Raw genomic sequence first — 23538 nt, 5'->3', positions numbered from 1 at the left:
AAAATTTACCTTATTTCAACCATGAGGTTGGCCATTTCAATGGCAGTCATAGCTGCATCCCAGCCTTTGTTTCCGGCTTTTGTGCCAGCTCGCTCAATTGCCTGTTCAATGGTGTCGGTTGTGAGTATGCCAAAAATAACAGGCACGCCTGTTTCCATACCGGCCATTGCTATACCTTTGGTCGCTTCATTGCTGACATAGTCAAAATGGGGAGTGGCACCTCGTATGACGGCACCAAGACATATTACAGCGTGATATTTACCAAGGGCCGCAACTTTCTTGGCCACAAGCGGAATCTCAAAGGCTCCAGGCACCTTATAAATCTCGATATCCTCTTCTTTTGCACCGCATCTCTTGAGTGCGTCAACCGAACCGTCCACAAGTCTTGATGTAATGAAATCATTGAAACGACCGGCAATGATTGCAAAATTCTTTCCGTCAGCCTTTAAACCGGCTTCTATTATCTTAGGCATGGTTTCAGCCCCCTTTCTTACATTTTATTAGAGATTAAGCATATGTCCAAGCTTCAGTTTTTTACAAGCCAGATACTTTTCATTATGTTCATTAGGAGCTATCTGAATTGGAACCTGATCAACTATACTAAGGCCATAACCTTCAAGACCAATAAGTTTCTTGGGATTATTAGTAATGAGCTTCATCTTTTTCACACCAAGGTCTGCAAGGATCTGTGCACCAATTCCGTAGTCACGCATATCAGGCTTGAATCCAAGCTTGATATTAGCTTCTACGGTATCAAGTCCGTCGTCCTGGAGATTGTAAGCCTTGAGCTTGTTTACAAGACCGATCCCTCTGCCTTCCTGTCTGATATAAAGAAGAACACCGCTGCCTTCCCTGTCCATCATCCTCATGGCTTCTCTGAGCTGATCTCCGCAGTCACAGCGCATGGAACCAAAAATATCGCCTGTCATACATTCTGAATGAACCCTGACAAGAACAGGCTGGGTTATATCAAGCGTTCCCTTGACCATTGCAATATGCTGGTAATCATCCACATCGTTTTCATAAACAACAGCATTGAAATCACCGGCAAAGTCTGTTGGAATAACTGCTTCTGCTCTTCTGTGAACAAAGGATTCTTTTCTCATCCTGTATTCAACAAGATCCGCCACAGTGCATATATTGATTCCGTGAAGAGTGCTGAATTCCTCAAGCTGAGGCATTCTTGACATTGTTCCGTCATCGTTCATTATTTCACAGATAACACCAAAAGGACGTCTGCCTGCGAGCCTGGAAAGATCCACAGAGCCTTCGGTCTGGCCCGTACGGACGATAACGCCTCCGTCCCTTGCTCTTAAAGGGAAAATATGTCCTGGTTTTACAAGATCCGCAGGTTTTACGTCGTCTGCGATTGCAGCCTGGATTGTTCTTGCACGGTCAGCAGCTGAAATACCTGTGGAAACGCCTTCCCTTGCTTCAATGGATATTGTGAAGCCGGTTCCAAAAGGTGAGGTATTGTTTCTCACCATCATGGGAAGCTCAAGAAGATCGCATCTTTCTGCTGTTAAAGACAGGCAGATCAGTCCTCTGCCATATTTTGCCATGAAATTGACAGCTTCAGGTGTGATGGCATCGGCTGCCATACATAGATCGCCTTCATTTTCACGGTCTTCATCATCGACCAGGATAACCATCTTCCCCTGGCGTATGTCCTCGATAGCTTGTTCGATGGTGACTTTTGGCATATTTTGCACTCCTTAAAAATATATATTCACGCCTTGGGAGGCATGACAAAAAACCATAAAAATAAATCAGAGAAAACCGTTTTTTGCAAGAAAATCAACATCTATCCCTGATGGTTTCCCCTTGTCCCCCTCGCCTCCTGAAGAAGGCTTAAACATAAGTTTCTCTATGTATTTTCCAATAATGTCAACTTCTATGTTTACCTTGTCGCCAACACCTTTAAATCCTATGGTTGTCAGCATCGCAGTGTGGGGGATAATGCTCAGTTCAAAGTCCCGGTCAGAGCATCTGTTTATAGTAAGACTTATTCCGTCAACCGCAACCGAACCTTTTTCTATCATATATCTCGATATTGAAGGATCAATTTCAATGGTGATTATCCAGGCGTTTGCATGGCGTAATTTTGAGCTGATTATACCTGTTCCGTCGACATGACCGCTGACTATATGGCCGTCCAGCCTTGCGCCTAACCTGAGCGCTCTTTCAAGATTCACCCTTGCCCCTGCCCTTGCCTCATTATGGGTGGATCTGGAAAGAGTCTCGGGAGCAACATCTGCGGTGAACCTTCTTCCCTCAAGGGTCACAGCAGTCAGACAAGTTCCGCTCACACTTATGCTGTCGCCTATGCGCACGCCATCAAGATCAAAATCAGCCTCGATAGACATACGTTTTGCTGCCCCGCTTGCGTGAACTTCCCTTATTGTTCCGAATCCTTCAATTATTCCGGTGAACATTATATATAGCCCTCAATCATCACGTCATCCCCAAAGTGATTCACAGAAACATTCTTCAGCCTGATGCCATCCCTCATGAACTCTGGGCCCCTGCCCCTGCATATGGGGAATCCGTCGTCCCCGCCAAGTATGACCGGCGCATAAAAAAAGCTGACCTTATCGACTATGCCGGCTGAAAATGAAGATGCTATGACACTGCTTCCGCCTTCCACAAGAACGCTGGTCACGCGCATATCACCAAGTTTTTTCATTACATCTGCAAGATCAAGCATTCCGTTTTTATCGGCCACTCGAATGACCATAGTACTCCCTGAAGCCAGTAGATCAGCCTTTGCTTCAGGAGCTGATTCCGAGCAAAAAATAATTGTTCCTGAGTCAGGATTGGGAGCAAGGACATTTGCAGAGGGATCAGTCTCGAGAAAAGGATCCAGAATAACTCTCACAGGATTCTTTGTAATATGGCCGTCAAGCCTTGCGGTCAGACTCGGGTTGTCAGCCTTTACCGTGCCCATGCCCACCATTATGGCATCATAGGCATGGCGAAGTTCATGCACATGGCGTCTCGATTCTTCATTTGTAATCCACTTTGAATCACCCGTTCTTGTGGCTGTCCTTCCATCAAGCGTGGAAGCGCATTTCACAAGGACAAAAGGAGTTCCTGTGGTGATAAACTTAATGAAGGCTTCGTTCTGTTTTCTGGCAGCTTTTTCACACAGGCCCGTTATTACCTCTATACCCTTTGACCTCAGATAATCGTTGCCGCCGCCCTTTACAGTGGGATTTGGATCATCAAGGGCAGCAAAAACCCTTTTGATTCCGGAAGACAGGATCTTCTCTGTGCATGGGGGAGTTTTACCTGTATGGTTGCAAGGTTCGAGGGTGACATATATATCCGCGCCCCTGGCCTTATCACCGGCATCATTTATTGCATTTACCTCGGCATGGGCTTCTCCGTATTTCTGATGCCAGCCCTTCCCAACAACCTTGCCATCCTTAACAACAACCGCACCAACCATGGGATTTGGAGACGTAAACCCTCTGCCTCTTTCTGCAAGAAGAAGGGCCATTTCCATATAAAAAATATCCGATTTTGATATTTGAGGAGTCAAAATATACCCTGATCCATTATCTTCCGGTGTTCTGATTGCCTAATAGTAGCTTGAGCTCTGAAACAAAATCGCTCACATCCTTGAATTCCCTGTAAACAGAGGCAAACCTGACATACGCGACCTCATCTAAAGCCTGAAGCTTTTCCATTATCTTCTCACCGAGCATAGTTGAAGGAATTTCCTTTTCTCCAGTATCCCGGAGATCTCTTTCAAGCTCGTCAATAAAATCCTCGATTGCGTTAACACTGACGCTACGCTTTTCACAGGCCCTCTGCATGCCGGATCTGACTTTTTCCCTGCTAAAAGTCTCCCTGCGGCCATCCTTCTTGATAATCATGATAGGCATGTCTTCAATCTGCTCATAGGTGGTGAAACGTCTCGCGCATCCAAGACATTCACGCCTTCTTCTGATCGCAGTTGCGTCTTTGCTCAGCCTGGAGTCAATTACCTTATTGTCTATCTCACCACAAAAAGGACATTTCATGAAAGGTTCCTATGTTTCATCGGTTTTTGAAAGAAATATGCCAGCTTCTTCGAACATTTCTGACGACATAGCATCAGGGTATCCGTCTTTATAATAAATACCGGTAACACCGGCATTTATAAGCATTTTTGTACATATCGAGCATGGAAGATTTGTGCAGTAAATAACTGCCCCATGGATAGGAACTCCGTAATAAGCAGCCTGGACAATGGCATTCTGCTCTGCATGGATTCCCCTACAAAGCTCATGGCGCTCGCCTGATTTCACCCCAAGCTGTTCCCTCAGACATCCTGTCTGGGCACAGTGCTTGAGATTTCTGGGAGCACCATTATAACCTGTTGCAAGAATCCTTTTGTCCTTCACAATCACGGCGCCGACTGACCTTCTCAGGCATGTGGACCTTTTTGCGACCATCTCTGCAATCGACATGAAATACGCATTCCATGAAGGACGAGCAGATTCAAGAACTTCCATGTTAATTGCTCCTATTCCTTAAAAAGAGGAAAACCCGAACATAAATCAGCAACCTGTTTGTTAACTTTCTGAAGAACAGATTCGTTGGTGATGTTCTTTAGAACCTCAGCAATGCTGGATGCGATGAGTTTCATCTCAGAAGCGCCCATTCCTCGGGTTGTTACTGCAGGAGTGCCGATTCTTACTCCGCTTGTGACAAACGGACTTTTTGTTTCAAAAGGAATTGTATTCTTGTTTACAGTTATATTTGCCTTGCCAAGCGCAGCTTCTGCGTCTTTTCCTGTAATTCCCATTCTTGTAAGGTCAATCAGCATAAGGTGATTGTCTGTTCCGCCTGAAACAAGGTCAAACCCTTCTGAAAGGAGTGCCTCTGAAAGAGCCTTGGCGTTTTTGACAATGTTTTCCTGGTAAATCTTGAATGAAGGACTGAGAGCTTCCTTGAACGCAACCGCCTTGGCAGCTATTACATGCATAAGCGGCCCGCCCTGGATTCCTGGAAAAATCTGCTTGTTGAATCCGGCGTCCTCGGACTTTGAAATGATAAGACCACCCCTTGGGCCTCTGAGAGTCTTATGGGTGGTTGAAGTGACTACATCTGCGTAAGGCACTGGGGTAGGATGAACGCCGCCAGCCACAAGACCTGCAATATGGGCCATATCGACCATTAGCTGTGCGCCAACTGATTTTGCGATATCAGCAAATGCCTCAAAATCAAATACCCTCGGATAAGCGCTTGCGCCCGCAACTATGAGCTTGGGCTTTGTTTCCTGGGCCATTTTTTTCAGGAGATCATAATCAATTTTTCCGGTTTCCTTGGAAACACCGTATGAGATAAAATTGAAAAACTTTCCTGAAAAATTGACAGGGCTTCCGTGGGTAAGATGCCCTCCGTGGGAAAGGTCCATACCAAGAACTGTATCACCGGGTTCAAGCTTGGCAAAATAAACAGCCATATTAGCCTGGGAGCCCGAATGCGGCTGGACATTGGCATATTCTGCGCCGAACAGTTCCTTCACCCTTGAGATGGCAAGACTTTCTGCCATATCAACGTATTCGCATCCGCCGTAATATCTCTTGCCGGGATAGCCTTCTGCATACTTATTTGTAAGAAGAGTTCCCTGGGCAGCCATTACAGCAGGACTGACGATATTCTCGGAAGCTATAAGTTCAAGATTGTTAATTTGACGGGTTGTCTCAAGTTCAACAACGCGGGCAATTTCAGGATCTGTCTTTGCAATGATATTTATATCCAAAACACCAACCCCCTATTTGATTTTTTCATGCAACCGGAAACTGATGTTCCAGCTTTATTACGATTTTATTAATCCAGATTCTGTTAATCAAATTGATTAAACAAGGTCATCCATCATATTTATTCTGTCCTGATGGCGCCCCCCCTCAAACGGAGTCTCGAGCCAGGTCCTTAAAATCTCAAGGGCAAGAATATCCCCTATGACCCTCGCTCCAAGGACAAGAATATTGGAATCATTGTGCTGTCTGCTCAGCTTTGCCAGAAATACATCATTGCAAAGGGCGGCGCGTATGCCTTTGAACCGGTTTGCAGTGATTGACATTCCAAGGCCTGTACCGCAAAGAAGAATCCCTCTGTCAAACTCGCCTTTGGATACAGCAAAGGCCACTTTTTTGGCATAATCGGGATAGTTTACGGACTGAATTCCATTTGTTCCTATGTCCGTAATCTCAACACCCTTGTCAGCAAGATAAGTCTTAAGAATATCCTTGAGCTGATAAGCGGCATGATCGCAGCCTATTATAATTTTCATGACCTTAACTCCACGATCTATTTTATGTCCGATTTATGTCCGAGCCTGAAAAATCAGGCTTTTTAAATACAAGAGATATGTTGGTGCCGCCAAAACCAAAGGAGTTGCTCATGGCAGCCCTGATTTCCGAAGATCTTGCCACATTTGCAACATAATCGAGATCACATTCAGGATCAGGATTGTCAAGATTTATGGTTGGTGGCATCAAATCATTATAAATTACAAGAGCTGTAAAAGCTGCCTCAACCCCGCCCGCAGCACCAAGAAGATGGCCAGTCATGGACTTTGTTGAGCTTACTGCAAGCTTTTGAGCGTGATCTCCGAAAACAGTCTTAACAGCCAGGGTTTCCATGGCATCATTGAGAGGAGTCGAAGTACCGTGGGCATTGATATAATCTATGTCTTTTAAGGACAGGCCTGCATCTTCAAGCGCGGCACGCATACACCTGACATACCCATCCCCCCCCGGAGACGGGGCTGTTATATGGTAAGCGTCACCACTTGCTCCGGCACCTGCTACTTCCGCATAGATTGTAGCGCCCCTTTTTAATGCGTCTTCAAGGGGTTCAAGAATTACTACGCCAGCTCCTTCAGAAGGAACAAATCCGTCGCGTCCGGCATCAAAAGGACGGGAAGCTTTTTGAGGCTCATCATTCCTGGTAGACAAGGCTCGCATTGCCCCGAATCCGGCTATGCAGGAACCCGTTATCAGAGCCTCGCTTCCTCCGGCTATCATTATATCCGCCCTGCCTGACTTAATCTCCCTGAATGCATCGGCTATGGCATGACCGCTAGCTGCACACGCGCTGGAAGTCGTCCATTGAGGCCCCTTTGCTCCTGTATGAATGGCTACAAGCCCTGCTGCCATACTGCCTATGAGCATGGGAATAAAAAAAGGGCCTACTCGGCCCGGCCCCTGTCCGTCAATAATACGGACTACCTTCTCAACAGACTCGAGTCCCCCGAGTCCGCAACCTGTTACGATTCCAGTTCTGCATGAATTGGCGTCAGTGATTGATATGCCTGAATCAGCAAGGGCCATTTTTGCCGCAGCAACAGCATAAGCGCCAAAAAGCTCCATGCGTCTGGCTTCTTTTGCAGGAACATAAACAGATGCATCAAAGCCCCTGACTTCTCCGGCTATCCTGGTTGAATACCTGCAGGCATCAAACCTGGTTATTGCCGCAATACCTGATTTCCCGGCACACAAAGAAGCCCAGTTTTCATCTTTCCCGATACCCAGAGGGGTAACCAGACCGATGCCTGTTATAACTACACGCCGCTCCATATATTCCCTCCCCCCCAGTTAAAACGGGTTGTACGGATTAGAGCTTATCCTCCAGATACTTGATAACGTCCTTAACCTTAACAAGCTTTTCAGCTTCTTCATCAGGAATATCAAGATCGAATGTTTCTTCCATGCTCATGATAAGTTCAACTATATCAAGGGAATCAGCGCCCAGATCGTCTATGAGTGATGCTTCAGGAACAACTTCTGATATATCCACACCAAGTTTTTCTGAAATAACCTTACGAACCTTATCTTCAATAGACATGAGTATTATCTCCGTTTTAAATGTACATTCCACCGTTCACATGAATTACCTGACCAGTGATGTAAGAAGCAGGACCAGAGGCAAGAAAATGGACTGCGGCAGCGACATCTTCCGGTCTGCCACAACGCCCCAGAGGAATCTGGGCGAGCATCCCTGACTTAACCTGATCATTCAGGCCTGCTGTCATATCTGTTTCAATGTATCCCGGAGCCACGGCATTTACTGTGATATTGCGGGAAGCAAGCTCCCTGGCAGCCGACTTGGTGAGTGCAATGAGCCCTCCCTTGGATGCCGCATAATTCGCCTGCCCAGGATTACCTGCAACTCCTGCAATGGAGGTTATATTAATGATCCGGCCGTCCCGTTGTTTCATCATGGGTCTTACAACTGCACGAATACAGAGAAAAGCGCCCTTGAGATTGGTATCAATAACTGAATCCCAATCAGTGGTCTTCATTCTGGCTATCAGGCCATCTTTGGTCACCCCTGCATTATTCACGAGAACATCTATTCTCCCGCACAGCTCAAGAGCCTGACCAAAAAAGGCCTCAACCTCATCATCAGATGAGACATCAGCCTTTATTGCAGTAGCTTTTCCGCCTTTTTCCTCAATCATTCTGACAGTTTCCGCAGCATTTTCTACAGATGCCGAATAATTCAGGAATATATGGGTATTCTCGTCCGCAAATGCAAGACAGATGGATCTTCCGATCCCTCTGGATCCACCAGTCACAACAACAACACGCGGCGTCATTTCAAAATCTCCATGCCCGGAATGTTATCGCCCTTCTAAAGGGCACTTGCTATTCTACAGATAGAGGAGCGAGTTCACGACCTCTGTAGGTGCCGCAGCTTGGGCATACAGTATGGGGTCTCTTTGCTTCTCCGCAGTTTGCGCACGCTGAAACTGCTGGTGCAGATGTTTTCTGATGCGTACGTCTCTTGTCTCTCCTGGATTTGGAGGTCTTCCGCTTTGGAACCGCCATATCTAAATCCTCCCGAAAATTTCATTAACTATTTAGAATCAAAACCTTAATTGATCAAAATGCTCAACAAAAACGCAAGCATAGACAGTAGCGGTTTTACTAATTGAATTAAAAACGAATGTCAAGGCATTTCAGGGAATATTAAAAATACTCTGCTTGCAGCAAAAAATCATTTATGGTAGGTGAAAGAGTTTCCGGCACTCTTGCACAATGGCCAGAAATTTCAAGTAAAAAAACCAAATTTAATGGACCGGATATAAAAATGAATCAGAAAATTGATAAAATCATCACCAGATTTCCCCCAAGTCCTTCTGGATACCTCCATGTGGGCGGGGCAAGAACAGCCATCTTCAACTGGCTCTACGCCAGAAACAAAGGCGGAAACTTTGTCCTCAGAATTGAAGACACGGATGCCCAAAGATCCACCCAGGATTCAGTGGACGCAATATTCGACGGCCTTAAATGGCTCGGGATAACCTGGGATGACGGGCCTTACTACCAGAGCCAGAGAACAGACCTTTACCTCGAATATATACAGAAGCTGCTTGATTCCGGTAATGCTTATTATTGCACATGCTCTCCGGAAAAACTGGACGAGATGCGTGAAAAGGCCATGAGCGAAGGAAGAAAGCCAAAGTATGACGGAACATGCAGGGAAAAGAATTTGCCCAAGACAGACAATGCTGTCGTAAGATTCAAGGCGCCTCTCCACGGAGCTACAGTGATTGAGGATATAATCAAGGGCCATATTGCAATCCAGAACGAAGAGCTCGACGACTTCATTATATTAAGGAGTGACGGAAGCCCTACTTACAATCTTGCGGTTGTGGTTGATGACATAACAATGGGAATAAACACCATCATCCGCGGAGATGACCACATCAGCAACACTCCAAAGCAGATTATGCTGTTCAACGCCCTAGGATATAAACTTCCGCTTTTCGGCCATGTGCCAATGGTTCTGGGCGGAGACAAGACAAGACTTTCCAAGCGCCACGGTGCAACATCCGTTACTGCGTACAGAGACATGGGAATCCTGCCTGAAGCAATGGTCAACTACCTTGTCAGACTCGGATGGTCTTATGGTGACCAGGAATTCTTCACGATCGAAGATCTTTTGGAAAAATTCAATCTGACCAGTATTGGCAAGTCGCCAAGTGTATTTGATATGGACAAGCTTCTTGCACTTAATGCTGATCACATGAAGGCTGCCGGAGCTGCAAAACTCAAAGACCTGGTTAAACCATTCCTGGATAAAGCAGGAATAATTCCGCCTGAAGGCATTGATGTTGAAAAAGCAGTTGAAACGCTGATCCCAAGATGCCGCACGCTTGAGGAAATGGCCGAAGCATCGAGATTCTATTTTGAAGATGAAATAGTGTACGACGAAGAAGCTGTAAAAAAACACATGAAGCCGGAATCCATTGCTCCTGTAAATGCACTTATTGCCAAGATTGATGGATTGGAGGACTTTTCAGAAGCAAATATTGATAAAGTTTTCCATGAAATGCTTGAAGAAACCGGACTTAAATTCGGCAAAGCAGGCCCTCCTGTGAGAATAGCACTGACCGGGAAAACCGCAAGCCCCGGCATTTTTGAAATCATCGCTGTGATTGGTAAGGAAAAAACACTTTCACGGCTTAAGAAAGCAGCTGCCTATATTGAAAACATGGGGCAGGCAAAAAATTAGGACTTCTTTCATTTTTTGCTTGAAGCTAAAATGAAATACAGGTATATAGCCAAAGTTCTTTGGGGAATCGTTCAATGGCAGGACGGCGGATTCTGACTCCGCTAATCGGGGTTCAAGTCCCTGTTCCCCAGCCACAAAAAAATCAAAGCGATGGGTTTAATCCCATCGCTTTTTTTATCTTAACTTCCAGATAGTCACAAGCCTTCTTCAAACTCCTTACCGGTCTTATTCTTGAATAAAAATCTTAAAATTTGATTTAAAGATTTTTTTTTGCTACATTTTTACAAAACATGATGTACTGACAATCATCTCCCCACAGCTGTTCGCATCGTGTTATTCCCCACCGGATTCATTCTAAGGATCAGCCATGATAGACCTAAATAACATAAATATTCTAATAGTTGACGACATGGAGAGCATGTGCAAGTCCATAAGGGCCATGCTGAAAATCCTTAATATTGGCAACAGGGTCAGGATAGCCTTTAATGGCCGGGAAGGCCTTAACATCCTTAGAAAAGAGCCCAGTGATCTTGCCATAATTGACTGGAACATGCCAGTAATGACAGGGATAGAACTTCTCGACAAAATAAGGGAAGACCGGGTACTCAGGGACATGCCCATAATCATGATCACCGCCGAAAACTCAAGGGACATAGTTGCCCAGGCAGCAGAATCAGATATTGATGCATATATACTTAAGCCCCTTACAGTGAAATCACTTGGTGATAAAATTGAAAAAGTAATGGAACAGTGCCAGAATCCCAGCCACATGACAAAATACCTGAAAGCGTCAAGGGATCTTGAGGAAAAAGGCAATATTGACGAAGCAATCATCTGGGCTACTGAAGCCATGAATTCAGATCCTTTGTCTTCAAGGCCCATAAGAACAATTGCACATCTGCACTATCTTAAAAATGATTTAGATGAAGCCGAAAAATGGTTCATAAAAGCAGCCAAGATGAACAGGCTGGATGTTTATGCCTTCCATTACCTCGGTGAGATAAACATGAAACGCAACAATGTCGATATGGCTGTAAAATTCTATGAAAAAGCAATGGAAATAAGCCCGAGACAACTCGACAGATCAATTAATTTTGCAAAGCTCCTGATACAGAAAAAAAATATCTCAAAAGGAAAAACTGTCCTTGATAAGGCATTTGCACTCTCAGGATCTTCAGATACACTCAAAGAGGAAATAGCATTATTCTGCTTTGAAAATGAAGCCTTTGATTATGCCCAATCACTTATCGAAGAACTTATTGCATCCTACCAGGACAGATACGATCTTATGTACAAACTGGCAAAAATCCATCTTCTTAATGAAGACACCAACAGAGCCATGAATCTCCTGATAAAGATCGAACCCAAGATGCCTGACAATGTTGACCTGAAACTTTCTCTGGCCAAAATATACATAGCGGACGGCAGATCCTTAAGGGCTGATGGCATCCTTAAGACAGTTCTTGATATTGATCCTGATAACCAGGAAGCAAAGGACCTGATGCGTAATAATGTTTAATTTAGCTAAGACAGCTATGCCTTCTTGTCATGGATACATATATGTTATTTCTACCTGTGATGATTTAAATAAATGTTTGCACCCTCTCAAAAAAAACAGCTTCATGGACTTCGACAATTATATTCCATGACTTTGAGCTAATCAGATAAATATGGTGATGTTGATGAATAACAAAGAAAAGATTCTTGAAATGCTTATTGAGATAACCAGAATTTCCAATAATTCATCCATGGATTTTCATAAGAAGGTAAAAGAAATTATCCATAAAATAGTCGAGGCTGTCGGAGCAGAAAAAGGTTCGATAATGCTTGTCAAAGCCAAGAATATAGAGGTCGTGGCGTCAACAAACCCTGATCTTATTGGCATAAAACAACCTCTTAGCGAAGAGGCTCCATCTGTTTGGGTTGTCAAAAACAAAAAGGCCCTCTTGATAAACTCCGAAAAATCATCAGAGGCTTTACCCACAAAAATGGGAAGGTACCAAAAAAAGTCATATTTTCTTGCACCTGTATTCAGTGGCAACAAGGTTATCGGGGTAATCAACCTTACTGAAAAAAAAGGCCAGGACTGTTTCAGCAAACCTGAACAGGAGCTTATTTTGTCTGTATCAGGAAATGTAATAAGCGCACTTGAGAATTTCAGACTGGCAGAAACGCTCAAACAAAGCCAGAAAACCCTGACTCTGAAGAACAGACAGCTAAAAAAGCTTGAATCGCTTAAATCAGATCTTTTCAAAATGCTCATACACGATCTAAAAGGCCCTATTTCTGAAGTAACCGCAAACCTGGACATACTAAACTATACCTCATCCAGCGAAAACAAGGAGCACGTTGCAGCAGCTCAGTCAGGCTGTGATACTCTTTACAGAATGATCCTCAATCTTCTCGATATATCAAGACTTGAGGAAAAAATAATGCCCCTGATCATGGAAAAGCTTGAACCAGAGGATTTTTTAAAAGAGTCAGTATCCCGCATAATAAGCCTTGCAAGGAACAGGGGAGTAAAAATAATTGAGAAATTTCCTTCTGAATCAGACAAAACATCCTATTTCATGGGAGACAGGGATCTCCTCACAAGGGTTATGCAAAACCTTCTTATGAATGCCATAAACTATTCTACGGCAAACGAATATATTGAAGTAGGTTTTACAAAACCCCAGAAGGGCAAAATAGTATTTTTTGTAAAAGACAAAGGCCCGGGAATTGAACCAGCATTCCACGAGCTTATTTTTGACAAATATTTCCAGATTACCCAGAAAAGCCGCGGATCAAATTACTCAACCGGTCTTGGCCTGACTTTCTGCAGATTAGCTGTAATCTCGCATTCAGGCAAAATTTGGGTTGAAAGCGACGGTAAAAATGGTAGTATTTTTTCCTTTCAGCTGAAAACAATAGGTGATTGAGCCGTAAGCTTTTATAAGGACAGATGAAATGTTGAATATTAATACACACAAGTCTATTTCAAAAAAATTATGCGGAGTACCAACCGCCCTTGAAGACGGAAAGTCAACAGTTGAAATGGAACTGACCGGAGATATGTCGGCTGATGACTCAGGACTTGTCCATGGAGGCTTTATATTTGGCCTTGCAGATTACGCAGCCATGCTTGCTGTCAATCATCCGAATGTAGTTCTTGGCTCGGCAGATTCAAAATTCTTAAAACCTGCGGTTACCGGCAAAAAGGCTGTTGCCATGGCATCAATCGAATCAAAATCAGGTAAAAAGCTTATAGTCAAAACAAAAGTATCGGTTGATGGTGAAATCATTTTTGAAGCTATAATGACCTGTTTTACCCCTGAAAAACATGTGCTTTCGAAATAATATTTTCGAAGAAAAGAACCTATAAGAGCACCGGGCTATCAGTCAAAAAGCTTTTTACCGTCTCCAGGGTATGAAACCCATTCTGATCGCGGAGTATATGATCCGACCTCACACCATACCCCGGAATTTGGCTCAGATCCGGAAGCTGCGGCCGGACAAGGATTTGAATCCTTGAAAACTGGTTTTTTTCGAATATCAACGCCTTCGACATAAGAGCTAAATTCCACAGGAATATTATTCGGGTCAAATGAATATATTGACAGAATAAATCCATGATCAACCACTTCAGAAACCCATATTCCCGCAGCTTCCAGTTTGTCCTTCAAATGTCTGAGATCCTTCTCTGTTGCGACACCTATTGAAACGTGATCGAATCCATACGACCCTTTGACAGGGACACCGTGGTCTTTAAAGTGAAGCGGCTCAACCTCCCTCCATTCAAAAAAAGCAATAAGGTCGGTTGGGGAAATTTCAAAAAAATACTGCCTGTACCCATCATGGCCATATCCAAGAACCATGCGAAACCCAAGAAGGTCTCTCCAGAAAGTGATCGTTTCTTCCAGATTGCCTGTTGCCAAAGCCAGATGATTTATGCCAGTATATTTAATCATTACTTCTCCCGCTCATTTATATAATAATCCAGGCCGCATACAAATAATTTATAACCTGAACTTGAATAAGGGTTCATTATGAATATTTTATGTTAAATGTATCTTGATGGTCTATCAAAAAGCCAGAAACTTGTTTAAGCATCATGCCGGGCCTGATCAGACATAAAGTATTCTCAGATACGTCCTGATCCAGAAATGCTACGGAAAAACGAGAATAAGGCTTTTGAATTTTATCATATTTATACCATTGTTAAACAAACGGGAACATATCTTGATAAGATCCTTGTTTTTTATTCGGCATCTTTGATGGACTCGCAAAAAGGTCGATAAAGGCATCGGCGTCATACCGGACTTGATCCGGTATCCTGTTTTTTCAGCTACTTCTGGATTCCGGCTCCCGGTTTTCATAGGGACAGTCCCCGCCGGAATTACGGGAATCAGGCTTTTTGCGACCATGTCAACTATTATCAAACTAAAAAAATGGAGAACATCATGGCAAAAACAGCTCTTCAAGGCAACACTATCAATACATGCGGAGAGATCCCGAGTAACGGCTCCTTCGCACCTGATTTCACCCTTGTAAAGACAGATCTTACAGAAATAAAACTTTCAGATCTGAAAGGTAAAAAGGTTATCCTTAACATTTTTCCAAGCATAGATACTCCTGTATGCGCTACTTCAGTAAGAAAATTCAACGAAGCAGCATCTAAGCTCGATAACACAGTAATACTATGTGTTTCAAAGGACCTTCCTTTTGCTCATGCAAGATTCTGCGGAGCTGAGGGTATAGAAAAGGTACACTCAGTATCTGATTTCAGGACAGGACAGTTTGGAGAAAAATACGGCGTAACCATTATTGACAGTCCTCTGTCAGGACTTCTCGCCAGATCAGTTATTGTAGTGAATGAAAAAGGGAATGTAATTTACTCTGAACTCGTAAATGAAACCACTTCGGAACCAAACTATGAAGACGCGCTAAAAGCGGTGAGCTGAAAAATAAAGGGATCAAAAATCATTATAATTTTTGATCCCATCCATTTCGAAAAAAGCCAAATAATGTAACAGGCATCCCATGCATGTTTAAGCTGGGATTATGCCTTGCATAGCCGGTGAATGGTCTGAGCATGCCATTTGCCTTTCTTGGAGAAAGTTGGAATACCCTCATCATCAAGAAATTTGGCTATCTGCTCATATGTTGACCCCTGCTTTCTCATTTTTTTTACCATCTGGACAATCATACCCCGGTCAACGAGACCGGCCTGACGTTCGGCTATTCTTTCTTCAATTTTCTTGTCCAGATTTTCAGGAATAATAATCGCGGGCGATTCTTCCTCTCTTTCGACCTGTATCCCGCCTTCTGCAATTGAACCCATGAAATCGCCAAGATGGGCTTCTATTGCCTCAAGAATAAGATTTCTTCGTTCTTCGGTCTCGGCCAGTTTTTCCTTGGCAGCCGCTATTCTTACCTGCTGTTCGGTCAATTTTTCAAGAAAATAACTTATACGGTCAAATATTTCCGGCATTTCATCAGAATCATACCTTGGACGATGATGAGGAGAGTGCCTTCTCTCGTTTCCCGTTCTTCTATCCTGGAAATTAGGGTCGTACTGCTGTCCTCTCTGCTGGCTCTGAGGATGCTGACGATCCTTGCTTGAACTCCGCAAATGCTTTAAGAACTCGTTCATCTTAGCCTCCTTCATGCTTGCCATAATGGAATAAAAATACAGCCTGTTATAACTAATATAAGATCTGTTTATTGGATATTAAACCCCGGGGAAAGGGATTATGATATTCGCTTTAATCTTATCCTGAACTTACTCAACCGCGCAGAAGCTGAAATCCCACAAAGCAATGAAAAAGGGGAGCCAAAACAGACGCTTAATGGAAAAGTATCTTAAGACAAATAAACAATAACGGAAAAGCTCAAAACAAGGAAAGATTTAGAGGCGAACACTCATGATTAACTATTTATAATCAAATACAAAACTTTTCAAACAAAAAAAGCGTTATTTTGATACTTTTTGACGCAGTGTCAATAAAATAGGGGAAACACTTGACAGGCCACAAAAAAAAAGCAGAAGCCAAAAGGCTCCTGCTTTATAAAAACGATGGCTTCCGCTTAATTACTTAGCAAGAAGCTTAGCGATTGCTGCTGCCTGAGGATGTGCATAAATAAGAATAAGAGCAACAACAAGAGCATAAATACAAAGAGATTCGATCATCGCAAGACCGATAAGAAGTGTAACAGTAACCTTACCAGATGCTTCTGGGTTTCTTGCGATACCTTCTACTGCGCTCTTAAGGCCAAGACCCTGAGCTATACCACACATTGATGCTGCGATTGCAAGACCAAAACCAGCTGCTGTAACGCATGCGATGAAGAATTGAAGTGCATTTGCTTCCATTTTAAAACTCCTCCTTTGAAGAAAAAAAATTGAATTTAAAAAACTTTTCCCATTTCCCAATCAAAATTTATATACAGCCCTAAAGCGGTATTACTTTTTAATTAGTGTGCATGCTCCATTGATCCGGAGAAATACATCACTGACAGCAGGAAGAAAACGAATGCCTGAACAAGGGCGACAAAAATCCCGAGAGCCATGATTGGCAGCGGCGCAAGAAAAAACCCTGCAAGCATGAAGAGTATCCCGAGAACCAGTTCATGACCGCACATGTTTCCGAAAAGACGGAAGGAGAGTGAAAGAACGCGAGCACAATGGCCAATAATTTCTATCGGCATTATGATCGGAATCATCCACCACACAGGACCTGTAAAATGATGAACGTAATGAACACCATGGTACTTGATACCTATGTAATGAGTAACTACAAAAACCACGATGGCGCATGAAAACGTGGTGTTAAGATCAGCAGTCGGCGGGAAAAATCCTGGAATCAGACCAACCAAGTTAGATACGAATATATAAATGAAAATCGTACCAACTATGGGGAAAAACCAGCGCCCCTCTTCTCCTGCCACATCGATCATGAAATCTTCGATGCCTGAAATTAACATTTCAAAAACATTCTGGAGTTTTCCCGGCACCATGGAGATCTTTCTTGTTGCAAGAAATCCCATGATGATCAGAAACGCCATAACTACCCATGAATAAACCACATGAGGATATTTATGGGCGAAGCCTCCTAATCCGACTACCTCAAAAAGCTTGACGAAAAATAAAAATGGATGTTCCACCTAAACAGCCTCCTTGAAAATTAGTTTCTTAATCTCAAGCAGGGTAGCTAGCATGAAGCTTGCGGCCACCACTGATAATCCAATAATAAGTCCCAGCGGATGTACGAGTTTAAGGCCAAGCAGGATAAAAATAATTATTCCGCTAACCAGAAATCTCAAATAATACTTGGCAATCACTGACTGATAGGATGCAATAAAGGGAGGCTGAAAGGCCTTTTGAAGGGTTCTTGCCAGCATGTGAAAATTCACGGTGACGATGGCTCCCCCGCTCAAAACCCCAAAAGCAAAACCCTTTGAAGCACAAAAAAAAGAGACAAGTACAAAAAAAGCGAAGAGCACCCAGTTTGACCGACTGACAAATCTGACAATTCGTTCCTGTGGCTGCATTTTTCTTACTTTTCCCTATTCTTCCTGATAGCCAGCGCAATATTTCTGAATCCGGCAGCGATACCAAACCCCAGAAAAATCAATGTAAACCAAGGCGTAGTACCGATCTTACCATCAAGCCAGATTCCGAAAAAAAGGCCGATAAAAATCGACAAAGACACAGACAGACCGAGACTGCTATAATAAGCCAGTTCCCTGACCTGCCTAAGGGTTTCTCTTTTCATTCAACCCCTTATGATATTGCTTAACCAAGTTGCTGTTTGGACTTTGTGCAGTTAACACAAGGAGTACCATAAGTCAATTCCAAAAATCCGGATATATTGGGTTTCTTCTTGAAATAGATCATTATCAAGGCGTTGATCCTGTCAAAAAACAGAAATGATTCCTGCCTGATTGGAACCGGTCATCTGGCCAATTATCGCAGCCTCGATACCTTCGCTTTTCATTTCATCTACACAAAACAAGGCTGCTTTTTCCCTGATCGTAAAAAGCAGTCCGCCTGATGTCTGGGGATCAAACATAAGATCAGACAGATTTCTTGGAATCATCTTGTCTATGCTCAGATAATTGCTGCAAAAATCCATGGTTCTGTGGCAACCTCCGGGCAAAAGCCCCATGCCAGCATATTCAAGAACTCCGGGCAAAAGGGGCACAGAGGAAGAAGCAATCATCATCCCGAGTCCTGATCCCGCAGCGATCTCCCTTGCATGACCGGCAAGACCGAAGCCTGTCACATCCGTACATGCGCCGACATCATGCTTAAGCATTATCTCCGACGCGGCCCGGTTCAATTCAGATGCAGTACGCACAAGATTATTAGCATCCCCGGAGGATGCGACACCAGCTTTTATGGCGGTGGAAAGCACGCCGGTTCCTATGGCTTTTGTCAATATAAGAAGATCACCTTCCCTGGCGCCTGAATTCCTGAGTATTTTTAAGGGATTCACAGATCCTGTTACAGACAGCCCGTATTTGAATTCGTTATCCTCAACGCTGTGACCACCGGCAAGAACAGCGCCGGCCTCTTCTATCTTTGAAAGCCCACCGGCAAGGGTTTCCCTGAGAACTTCCACAGAAAACAGATTGACAGGAAAGCAGACTATGTTCATTGCAGTGAGAGGCCTGCCGCCCATTGCGTATACGTCGCTCAATGAATTTGCAGCCGCAATCTGGCCAAATGCAAACGGGTCGTCCACAAGCGGTGTTAAAAAATCCAGGGTCTGAACCAGCGCGATTTCATCAGAAAGCAGAAAAACGCCGGCATCGTCAGCCGAGTCAAAACCAACAACAAGTCTTGGGTCTTTTTTCTTTGGAATGCCTTTCAATATCTGATCCAAAACCTTTGGATCTATTTTTGCCGCTCAGCCGGATGCACTGACCGATTGGGTAAGGCGCAGCCCCTTTTCTTCCCTTGTCATGGGAAATTCTCCATTATTCAGTTTAATAATCTGCAAAACAAAAAGTATCCAGACAGATCAATACAGTTGGATTACTCGATGAATCCGTGATTCCGAGCATAACCAGGGAATATTCTCACCGCATCATCAAGCGGAATAAATCCCATGAAACACCTTGCGCGCATCATTTTAGCGCTCAAAAAAAGTCTCATGATATTCCATTTATTGCTTCTTCCAAAGACACTCGGATATTTTGACCACCAGAAATTATTAACGCCAAAATGATAGGTTCCAAATAAAAGATGCGTCAAAAGTTTCCAGTATCTTAGTCCATACTTTATTCTGAACATCAGGTTGCCCATAATTAAAACCCGCTAATTTAATTGTTAATACATATAAAACCAGCCATTCTTCCTGTGATTTTTGATCCCCTGTAAGAAAAGAATGAATCCTTATCACATTTTGTACAAAGACCTGATACAGAAATCCGGTCAGCCTGCAATCCTGCTTTCTGAAGCTGCGCCCTGCTTATTTCCCAAAAATCAAAAAAGCACTTTTCATCTCCATATGCCCATAGCGCTTCCGGAAGTTCGGTTCTGAAATTAATGAATTCAGCGCAGCACGGGCCAAGAGAAGGCCCGATGGAGGCTCTTATATCCGACGGATCAGAATCAAAAACCTCGGCCATTTTCCTTACTGTTCTGCCAAGGATATCAAAAACATTGCCTCTCCAGCCAGAATGAACCGCTCCAGCCACCTTTTTCACAGGGTCATAAAGGAGAGCGGCCTGACAGTCAGCGGTCTGGATTACGAGAGCCAAATCTTTGCAGTCAGTGATCACACCGTCCGCCTTAACTGTATCGGGGTCTGGAATTGAGCTGTCATTTTTAATTACCAGAATTTCAGAACCATGTACCTGAGTAAGATACACAGATCTTTCTGAACAGGATATTCCTGATATCAGATTTCTATTTTTTTTGACATTTTCCTCTAAATCACCAACAGCGATTCCAATATTAAGGCTGTCATAAGGAGCTGGACTCTCCCCTCCTCTGCGTGTTGAAAATCCATGGGACAGGTCTTTAAAAGATTCTAGTATTTCAGATTTCAGTACAGGAACTCCAAAAATATCCTTTCTTATGAAGCTCGAATTTTTCATATATTGTATGCCCCTGGCTTTATATGCTCAAGACATGGCATCATTTTTCTGAATCTTACCAGCTCTTCAGGATCAATATCTGCGACCACAGACTCCTCGCCTTCATGGCATTCTCCGATCACTCTCCCGTAAGGGCTTATTATTCTTGAAGATCCTCCATAAATGATAGAAGAATCCTTACCGCATCTGTTTGAGGCTACAATAAAAACCTGATTTTCTATGGCCCTTGCCGCCAGCAGCGTATTCCAGTGATGGATTCTTGCTCCTGGCCACTGGGCACTGCATACTATTATCCCTGCTCCTGCGAGTGTTAAGGCCCTGCAAAGCTCAGGAAACCTCAGATCATAGCATATTATAAGTCCAAGAATCCCATGCTTGGTCTGGCATATTACCGCACCTTCTCCAGCTGAAAAACTCCTGTCTTCTCCTGTTGGTGTAAACAGGTGTATTTTGCTGTAAGAAGTTTTTACTTCGCCTGAATCAACGACAAACATGGAGTTGAATATCCTGCCATCCCTTTTTTCAGGGAGGCTTCCGCAAATCGTGATGCCCAAAGATACTGACATTTCCTTCAATCCATCAAGTATTACAGGAGTCTTTTCAGCATGCTTGTCAAGATTCCTGTAATCAAACCCGGAAGACCACATCTCTGGCAATACGCATAGATCAGCGCCATCTGAACATAGAGACTCAATAAACTGCTCTGCCTTTTCAATATTATGGGTCAGATCGCCCAGCCTGATATCCCACTGGGCAACCCCGGCTTTTATAATTTTGCCGTTCTTCATTTTACCTCCGGCTGATCGCTTTTTGAAAAAGCCCGGCAAAGTTCACTGCCTTCGCGGCTTCAATAAATACCGAAAATCTATAAATCATGAATCCTTTACCCTGGCAAACGTATATACTGATACCCTGGACGCTCCGGCCCGTTTCAGTGCCTTTGCGCACGCAGAAACTGTTGCCCCTGTTGTAAAAACATCATCCACGAGAATGACATGGCGGCCGACGATCTTTTCAGGTACTTTCACCCTGAAGGCATTTTTTACATTGGCGATCCGCTCTTTTTTGTGAAGACCAGCCTGGGTTCTTGTATTAACTGTTCTTTCAAGAATATCTAAGTAAAATTCCAATGGTCCATGAGCTGGTCCATTAGATGCAAGACAGATCGATTCAGCGATGAGTGCGGCCTGATTATATCCTCTTTGCCTCAATTTCTCATCATGGAGTGGAACAGGAAGAATAATTGATGGGCAGGAAGAATCATTCGCCTCAAATTTTATAGCAGTGGCTTCCCCCATGAAAGAAGCAAGCCTTGTTATGCCTCTGTATTTCATTGAATGAACAATTCTGCGGGCTGCCCCCTCATAAAAAAAAGCGGATCTCACTGAATCATAATAAGGCGGATCTGTTATGCAATTTCCGCATCTTCTGTCAGACACCCCTGATTTAAGTGTTCTGCCGCAGATTGAGCACATCGGGCTTGATGGATGTTTGAGGTCGGCGGAGCATTTTGGGCATAGGACATAATCAATGCTCCGGGCATGATAAGTCTTTTTCCCCAGGGCATATTCAGGCCCTGAATTCCCTGGTTCCAAAAAAAATCCGCATGCCTGGCATTTAAGAGGAAAACAGGCGTCTCTTAATGCCAGTGCGATGCGGATTAAAATCCTTTTTAAAAAGGATATCTGCATAATAATTTATGCCATATGCTTCACAATCTCATGACCAAATTCCGAGCATTTCACAGTAACTGCGCCTTCCATCTGACGCTCCAGATCGTAGGTCACCCTTCCGGCCCTGATTGCCTTCTGAAGAGCCTCACGAACCATTTTTGCAGCTTCTTTCCAGCCCATATAGTCAAGCATCATTACTCCTGAAAGAATGAGCGAGCCAGGATTGACCTTGTCAAGCCCTGCATACTTGGGCGCTGTCCCGTGGGTGGCTTCAAAAACAGCAGCCTTATCACCAATATTTGCTCCTGGGGCAATACCAAGTCCGCCTACCTGGGCAGCGAGAGCATCTGAAAGATAATCTCCGTTCAGATTTGGACAGGCAATTACGCCGAAATCCTCTGGTCTTAAAAGAACCTGCTGAAAAATCATGTCGGCTATTCTATCATTTATTACGACAACTCCGTCAGGCTGCTTTCCGTTATATTTATCCCAAAGTTCGCCCTCAGCAATAACCTTTCCAGGAAAAAGTTCTTTTGCAACTTCATATCCCCATTTACTGAAAGCGCCTTCAGTAAACTTCATGATATTGCCTTTATGCATCAGGGTAACGGTTTTGAAACCATTATCAAGAGCATGACGAATTGCGCTGGCAACGAGTCTTTTGGAATTTACGGCGCTCATGGGTTTGATGCCAATTCCTGCGTTTTCAGGAAGCTCTGCACCTACTCCCAATTCTTTTTTCAAAAACTCGGTTAATTTAAGCGCTTTTTCTGAGCCAGCCTCAAACTCTATACCTGCATAAACATCTTCGGTGTTTTCACGGAAAATTACCATATTAACTTTTTCAGGATTTTTAACCGGACTTGGAACAGGGTCAATATATTTTACAGGACGAATACAAGCATAAAGATCAAGTTTCTGTCTAATGGTTACGTTCAGACTTCTGATACCTTTACCAACCGGAGTAGTCAGAGGCCCTTTGATTGCAACAACATGATCTTCAATCATTTTAAGGGACTCATCAGAAAGATACTGGCCGGTTTTCTCAAATCCCTTTTCTCCTATCGGAAGCTCAAGCCAACTTATTTTTTTCTTCCCACCATATGATTTTTCAACGGCTGCGTCTATTACGAGCTGGGTGGCGCGCCAGATATCAGGACCGGTTCCGTCGCCTTCTATAAAAGGAATAATAGGGTTATCCGGAACATTTATTGAGCCATCCTTGCTTATTGTAATTTTCTCAGCCATTTTTCTTTCC

At 43.7% G+C, this 23538-nt stretch carries 29 protein-coding genes and 1 tRNA gene; 6 read left to right on the top strand and 24 right to left on the bottom strand.

Features of this window, described 5'->3' with window-relative positions:
- Window positions 1-5: 5 nt before the first annotated feature.
- The 12 genes from ribH to rpmF all read right to left on the bottom strand — a co-directional run bounded on the left by ribH (window position 6) and on the right by rpmF (window position 8828).
- Window positions 6-473 carry a 6,7-dimethyl-8-ribityllumazine synthase gene (ribH, locus tag K245_RS0105285; RefSeq protein WP_027358464.1) on the bottom strand — a complete coding sequence of 156 codons (468 nt, stop codon included), beginning with the start codon at window positions 471-473 and terminating at the stop codon, window positions 6-8.
- A gap of 27 nt (window positions 474-500) precedes the next feature.
- Window positions 501-1703 (bottom strand): bifunctional 3,4-dihydroxy-2-butanone-4-phosphate synthase/GTP cyclohydrolase II, encoded by a 1203-nt coding sequence (locus K245_RS0105280; protein ID WP_027358463.1) that lies wholly within the window; start codon window positions 1701-1703, stop codon window positions 501-503.
- Between the two features lie 66 nt (window positions 1704-1769).
- Window positions 1770-2435, bottom strand: a complete 666-nt coding sequence (locus K245_RS0105275; protein WP_027358462.1) for a riboflavin synthase — start codon at window positions 2433-2435, stop codon at window positions 1770-1772.
- On the bottom strand, window positions 2435-3544 hold the full coding sequence (ribD, locus tag K245_RS0105270) for a bifunctional diaminohydroxyphosphoribosylaminopyrimidine deaminase/5-amino-6-(5-phosphoribosylamino)uracil reductase RibD (protein WP_332248651.1): 1110 nt from the start codon (window positions 3542-3544) through the stop codon (window positions 2435-2437). Before ribD ends, K245_RS0105275 begins: the two co-directional genes overlap by 1 nt.
- 16 nt (window positions 3545-3560) lie before the next feature.
- Entirely contained in the window at window positions 3561-4028 is a 468-nt protein-coding gene (nrdR, locus tag K245_RS0105265; protein ID WP_027358460.1) for a transcriptional regulator NrdR, read from the bottom strand.
- A gap of 9 nt (window positions 4029-4037) precedes the next feature.
- Window positions 4038-4502: a deoxycytidylate deaminase gene (locus tag K245_RS0105260; protein ID WP_035276528.1), complete on the bottom strand. Its 465-nt coding sequence runs from the start codon at window positions 4500-4502 to the stop codon at window positions 4038-4040.
- An 11-nt stretch (window positions 4503-4513) separates the two neighbouring features.
- Window positions 4514-5755, bottom strand: coding sequence for a serine hydroxymethyltransferase (glyA, locus tag K245_RS0105255; RefSeq protein WP_027358458.1), 1242 nt, complete (start codon window positions 5753-5755; stop codon window positions 4514-4516).
- A gap of 96 nt (window positions 5756-5851) precedes the next feature.
- On the bottom strand, window positions 5852-6286 hold the full coding sequence (gene rpiB, locus K245_RS0105245; protein WP_027358457.1) for a ribose 5-phosphate isomerase B: 435 nt from the start codon (window positions 6284-6286) through the stop codon (window positions 5852-5854).
- Between the two features lie 22 nt (window positions 6287-6308).
- Window positions 6309-7574 carry a beta-ketoacyl-ACP synthase II gene (fabF, locus tag K245_RS0105240; RefSeq protein ID WP_027358456.1) on the bottom strand — a complete coding sequence of 422 codons (1266 nt, stop codon included), beginning with the start codon at window positions 7572-7574 and terminating at the stop codon, window positions 6309-6311.
- Between the two features lie 37 nt (window positions 7575-7611).
- Window positions 7612-7842 carry an acyl carrier protein gene (locus K245_RS0105235; RefSeq protein WP_027358455.1) on the bottom strand — a complete coding sequence of 77 codons (231 nt, stop codon included), beginning with the start codon at window positions 7840-7842 and terminating at the stop codon, window positions 7612-7614.
- Window positions 7843-7858: 16 nt separating this feature from the next.
- Window positions 7859-8596 (bottom strand): 3-oxoacyl-[acyl-carrier-protein] reductase, encoded by a 738-nt coding sequence (gene fabG, locus K245_RS0105230; protein WP_027358454.1) that lies wholly within the window; start codon window positions 8594-8596, stop codon window positions 7859-7861.
- A 49-nt stretch (window positions 8597-8645) separates the two neighbouring features.
- Complete coding sequence (rpmF, locus tag K245_RS0105225) at window positions 8646-8828, bottom strand: 50S ribosomal protein L32 (protein ID WP_027358453.1); 183 nt, start codon at window positions 8826-8828, stop codon at window positions 8646-8648.
- Window positions 8829-9090: 262 nt separating this feature from the next.
- Between rpmF and gltX the strand changes: the two genes are divergently transcribed.
- The 5 genes from gltX to K245_RS0105200 all read left to right on the top strand — a co-directional run bounded on the left by gltX (window position 9091) and on the right by K245_RS0105200 (window position 13857).
- The gene (gltX, locus tag K245_RS0105220) at window positions 9091-10518 is read left to right on the top strand and encodes a glutamate--tRNA ligase (RefSeq protein WP_035276545.1); all 1428 of its coding nucleotides are present in this window, start codon (window positions 9091-9093) and stop codon (window positions 10516-10518) included.
- A 60-nt stretch (window positions 10519-10578) separates the two neighbouring features.
- Window positions 10579-10652, top strand: a tRNA-Gln gene (locus tag K245_RS0105215).
- A gap of 233 nt (window positions 10653-10885) precedes the next feature.
- Window positions 10886-12037 (top strand): response regulator, encoded by a 1152-nt coding sequence (locus tag K245_RS26365; protein WP_051283895.1) that lies wholly within the window; start codon window positions 10886-10888, stop codon window positions 12035-12037.
- A gap of 163 nt (window positions 12038-12200) precedes the next feature.
- Complete coding sequence (locus tag K245_RS0105205; protein WP_027358451.1) at window positions 12201-13439, top strand: GAF domain-containing sensor histidine kinase; 1239 nt, start codon at window positions 12201-12203, stop codon at window positions 13437-13439.
- A 28-nt stretch (window positions 13440-13467) separates the two neighbouring features.
- Window positions 13468-13857 (top strand): PaaI family thioesterase, encoded by a 390-nt coding sequence (locus tag K245_RS0105200; protein ID WP_232223796.1) that lies wholly within the window; start codon window positions 13468-13470, stop codon window positions 13855-13857.
- A gap of 38 nt (window positions 13858-13895) precedes the next feature.
- Here K245_RS0105200 and K245_RS0105195 read toward each other — a convergent pair whose 3' ends face one another.
- Window positions 13896-14468, bottom strand: coding sequence for a VOC family protein (locus K245_RS0105195; RefSeq protein ID WP_027358449.1), 573 nt, complete (start codon window positions 14466-14468; stop codon window positions 13896-13898).
- A gap of 492 nt (window positions 14469-14960) precedes the next feature.
- Between K245_RS0105195 and tpx the strand changes: the two genes are divergently transcribed.
- Window positions 14961-15461 (top strand): thiol peroxidase, encoded by a 501-nt coding sequence (gene tpx, locus K245_RS0105185; RefSeq protein ID WP_027358447.1) that lies wholly within the window; start codon window positions 14961-14963, stop codon window positions 15459-15461.
- Window positions 15462-15559: 98 nt separating this feature from the next.
- Here tpx and K245_RS0105180 read toward each other — a convergent pair whose 3' ends face one another.
- The 11 genes from K245_RS0105180 to icd all read right to left on the bottom strand — a co-directional run bounded on the left by K245_RS0105180 (window position 15560) and on the right by icd (window position 23528).
- Window positions 15560-16153: a serine integrase family protein gene (locus K245_RS0105180; protein ID WP_027358446.1), complete on the bottom strand. Its 594-nt coding sequence runs from the start codon at window positions 16151-16153 to the stop codon at window positions 15560-15562.
- Between the two features lie 438 nt (window positions 16154-16591).
- A complete protein-coding gene (atpE, locus tag K245_RS0105175) occupies window positions 16592-16873 on the bottom strand; it encodes an ATP synthase F0 subunit C (RefSeq protein WP_027358445.1) in 282 nt (93 codons plus the stop codon).
- 101 nt (window positions 16874-16974) lie between these two features.
- On the bottom strand, window positions 16975-17664 hold the full coding sequence (gene atpB, locus K245_RS0105170) for a F0F1 ATP synthase subunit A (RefSeq protein ID WP_027358444.1): 690 nt from the start codon (window positions 17662-17664) through the stop codon (window positions 16975-16977).
- Entirely contained in the window at window positions 17665-18051 is a 387-nt protein-coding gene (locus tag K245_RS0105165) for an ATP synthase subunit I (protein WP_027358443.1), read from the bottom strand.
- A gap of 5 nt (window positions 18052-18056) precedes the next feature.
- Window positions 18057-18275 carry an AtpZ/AtpI family protein gene (locus tag K245_RS0105160; protein ID WP_027358442.1) on the bottom strand — a complete coding sequence of 73 codons (219 nt, stop codon included), beginning with the start codon at window positions 18273-18275 and terminating at the stop codon, window positions 18057-18059.
- 141 nt (window positions 18276-18416) lie between these two features.
- Window positions 18417-19469, bottom strand: coding sequence for a selenide, water dikinase SelD (gene selD / locus K245_RS0105155; RefSeq protein ID WP_084156134.1), 1053 nt, complete (start codon window positions 19467-19469; stop codon window positions 18417-18419).
- 71 nt (window positions 19470-19540) lie between these two features.
- Window positions 19541-19798, bottom strand: coding sequence for a hypothetical protein (locus tag K245_RS0105150; RefSeq protein ID WP_156906703.1), 258 nt, complete (start codon window positions 19796-19798; stop codon window positions 19541-19543).
- 29 nt (window positions 19799-19827) lie between these two features.
- Complete coding sequence (gene pgeF / locus K245_RS0105145) at window positions 19828-20607, bottom strand: peptidoglycan editing factor PgeF (protein ID WP_051283894.1); 780 nt, start codon at window positions 20605-20607, stop codon at window positions 19828-19830.
- On the bottom strand, window positions 20604-21395 hold the full coding sequence (locus tag K245_RS0105140) for a carbon-nitrogen family hydrolase (protein WP_027358438.1): 792 nt from the start codon (window positions 21393-21395) through the stop codon (window positions 20604-20606). Before K245_RS0105140 ends, pgeF begins: the two co-directional genes overlap by 4 nt.
- Window positions 21396-21479: 84 nt before the next feature.
- Window positions 21480-22202: a ComF family protein gene (locus K245_RS0105135; RefSeq protein WP_198013833.1), complete on the bottom strand. Its 723-nt coding sequence runs from the start codon at window positions 22200-22202 to the stop codon at window positions 21480-21482.
- 102 nt (window positions 22203-22304) lie between these two features.
- Window positions 22305-23528 carry an isocitrate dehydrogenase (NADP(+)) gene (gene icd, locus K245_RS0105130; protein ID WP_027358436.1) on the bottom strand — a complete coding sequence of 408 codons (1224 nt, stop codon included), beginning with the start codon at window positions 23526-23528 and terminating at the stop codon, window positions 22305-22307.
- Between the last annotated feature and the right edge of the window lie 10 nt (window positions 23529-23538).

Origin of the sequence: Desulforegula conservatrix Mb1Pa, from assembly GCF_000426225.1 — a bacterium.
Classification (GTDB): Bacteria; Desulfobacterota; Desulfobacteria; order Desulfobacterales; family Desulforegulaceae; genus Desulforegula; species Desulforegula conservatrix.
The sequence above is the reverse complement of the archived record's forward strand: the minus strand, read 5'-3'. Positions and strand labels throughout refer to the sequence as shown.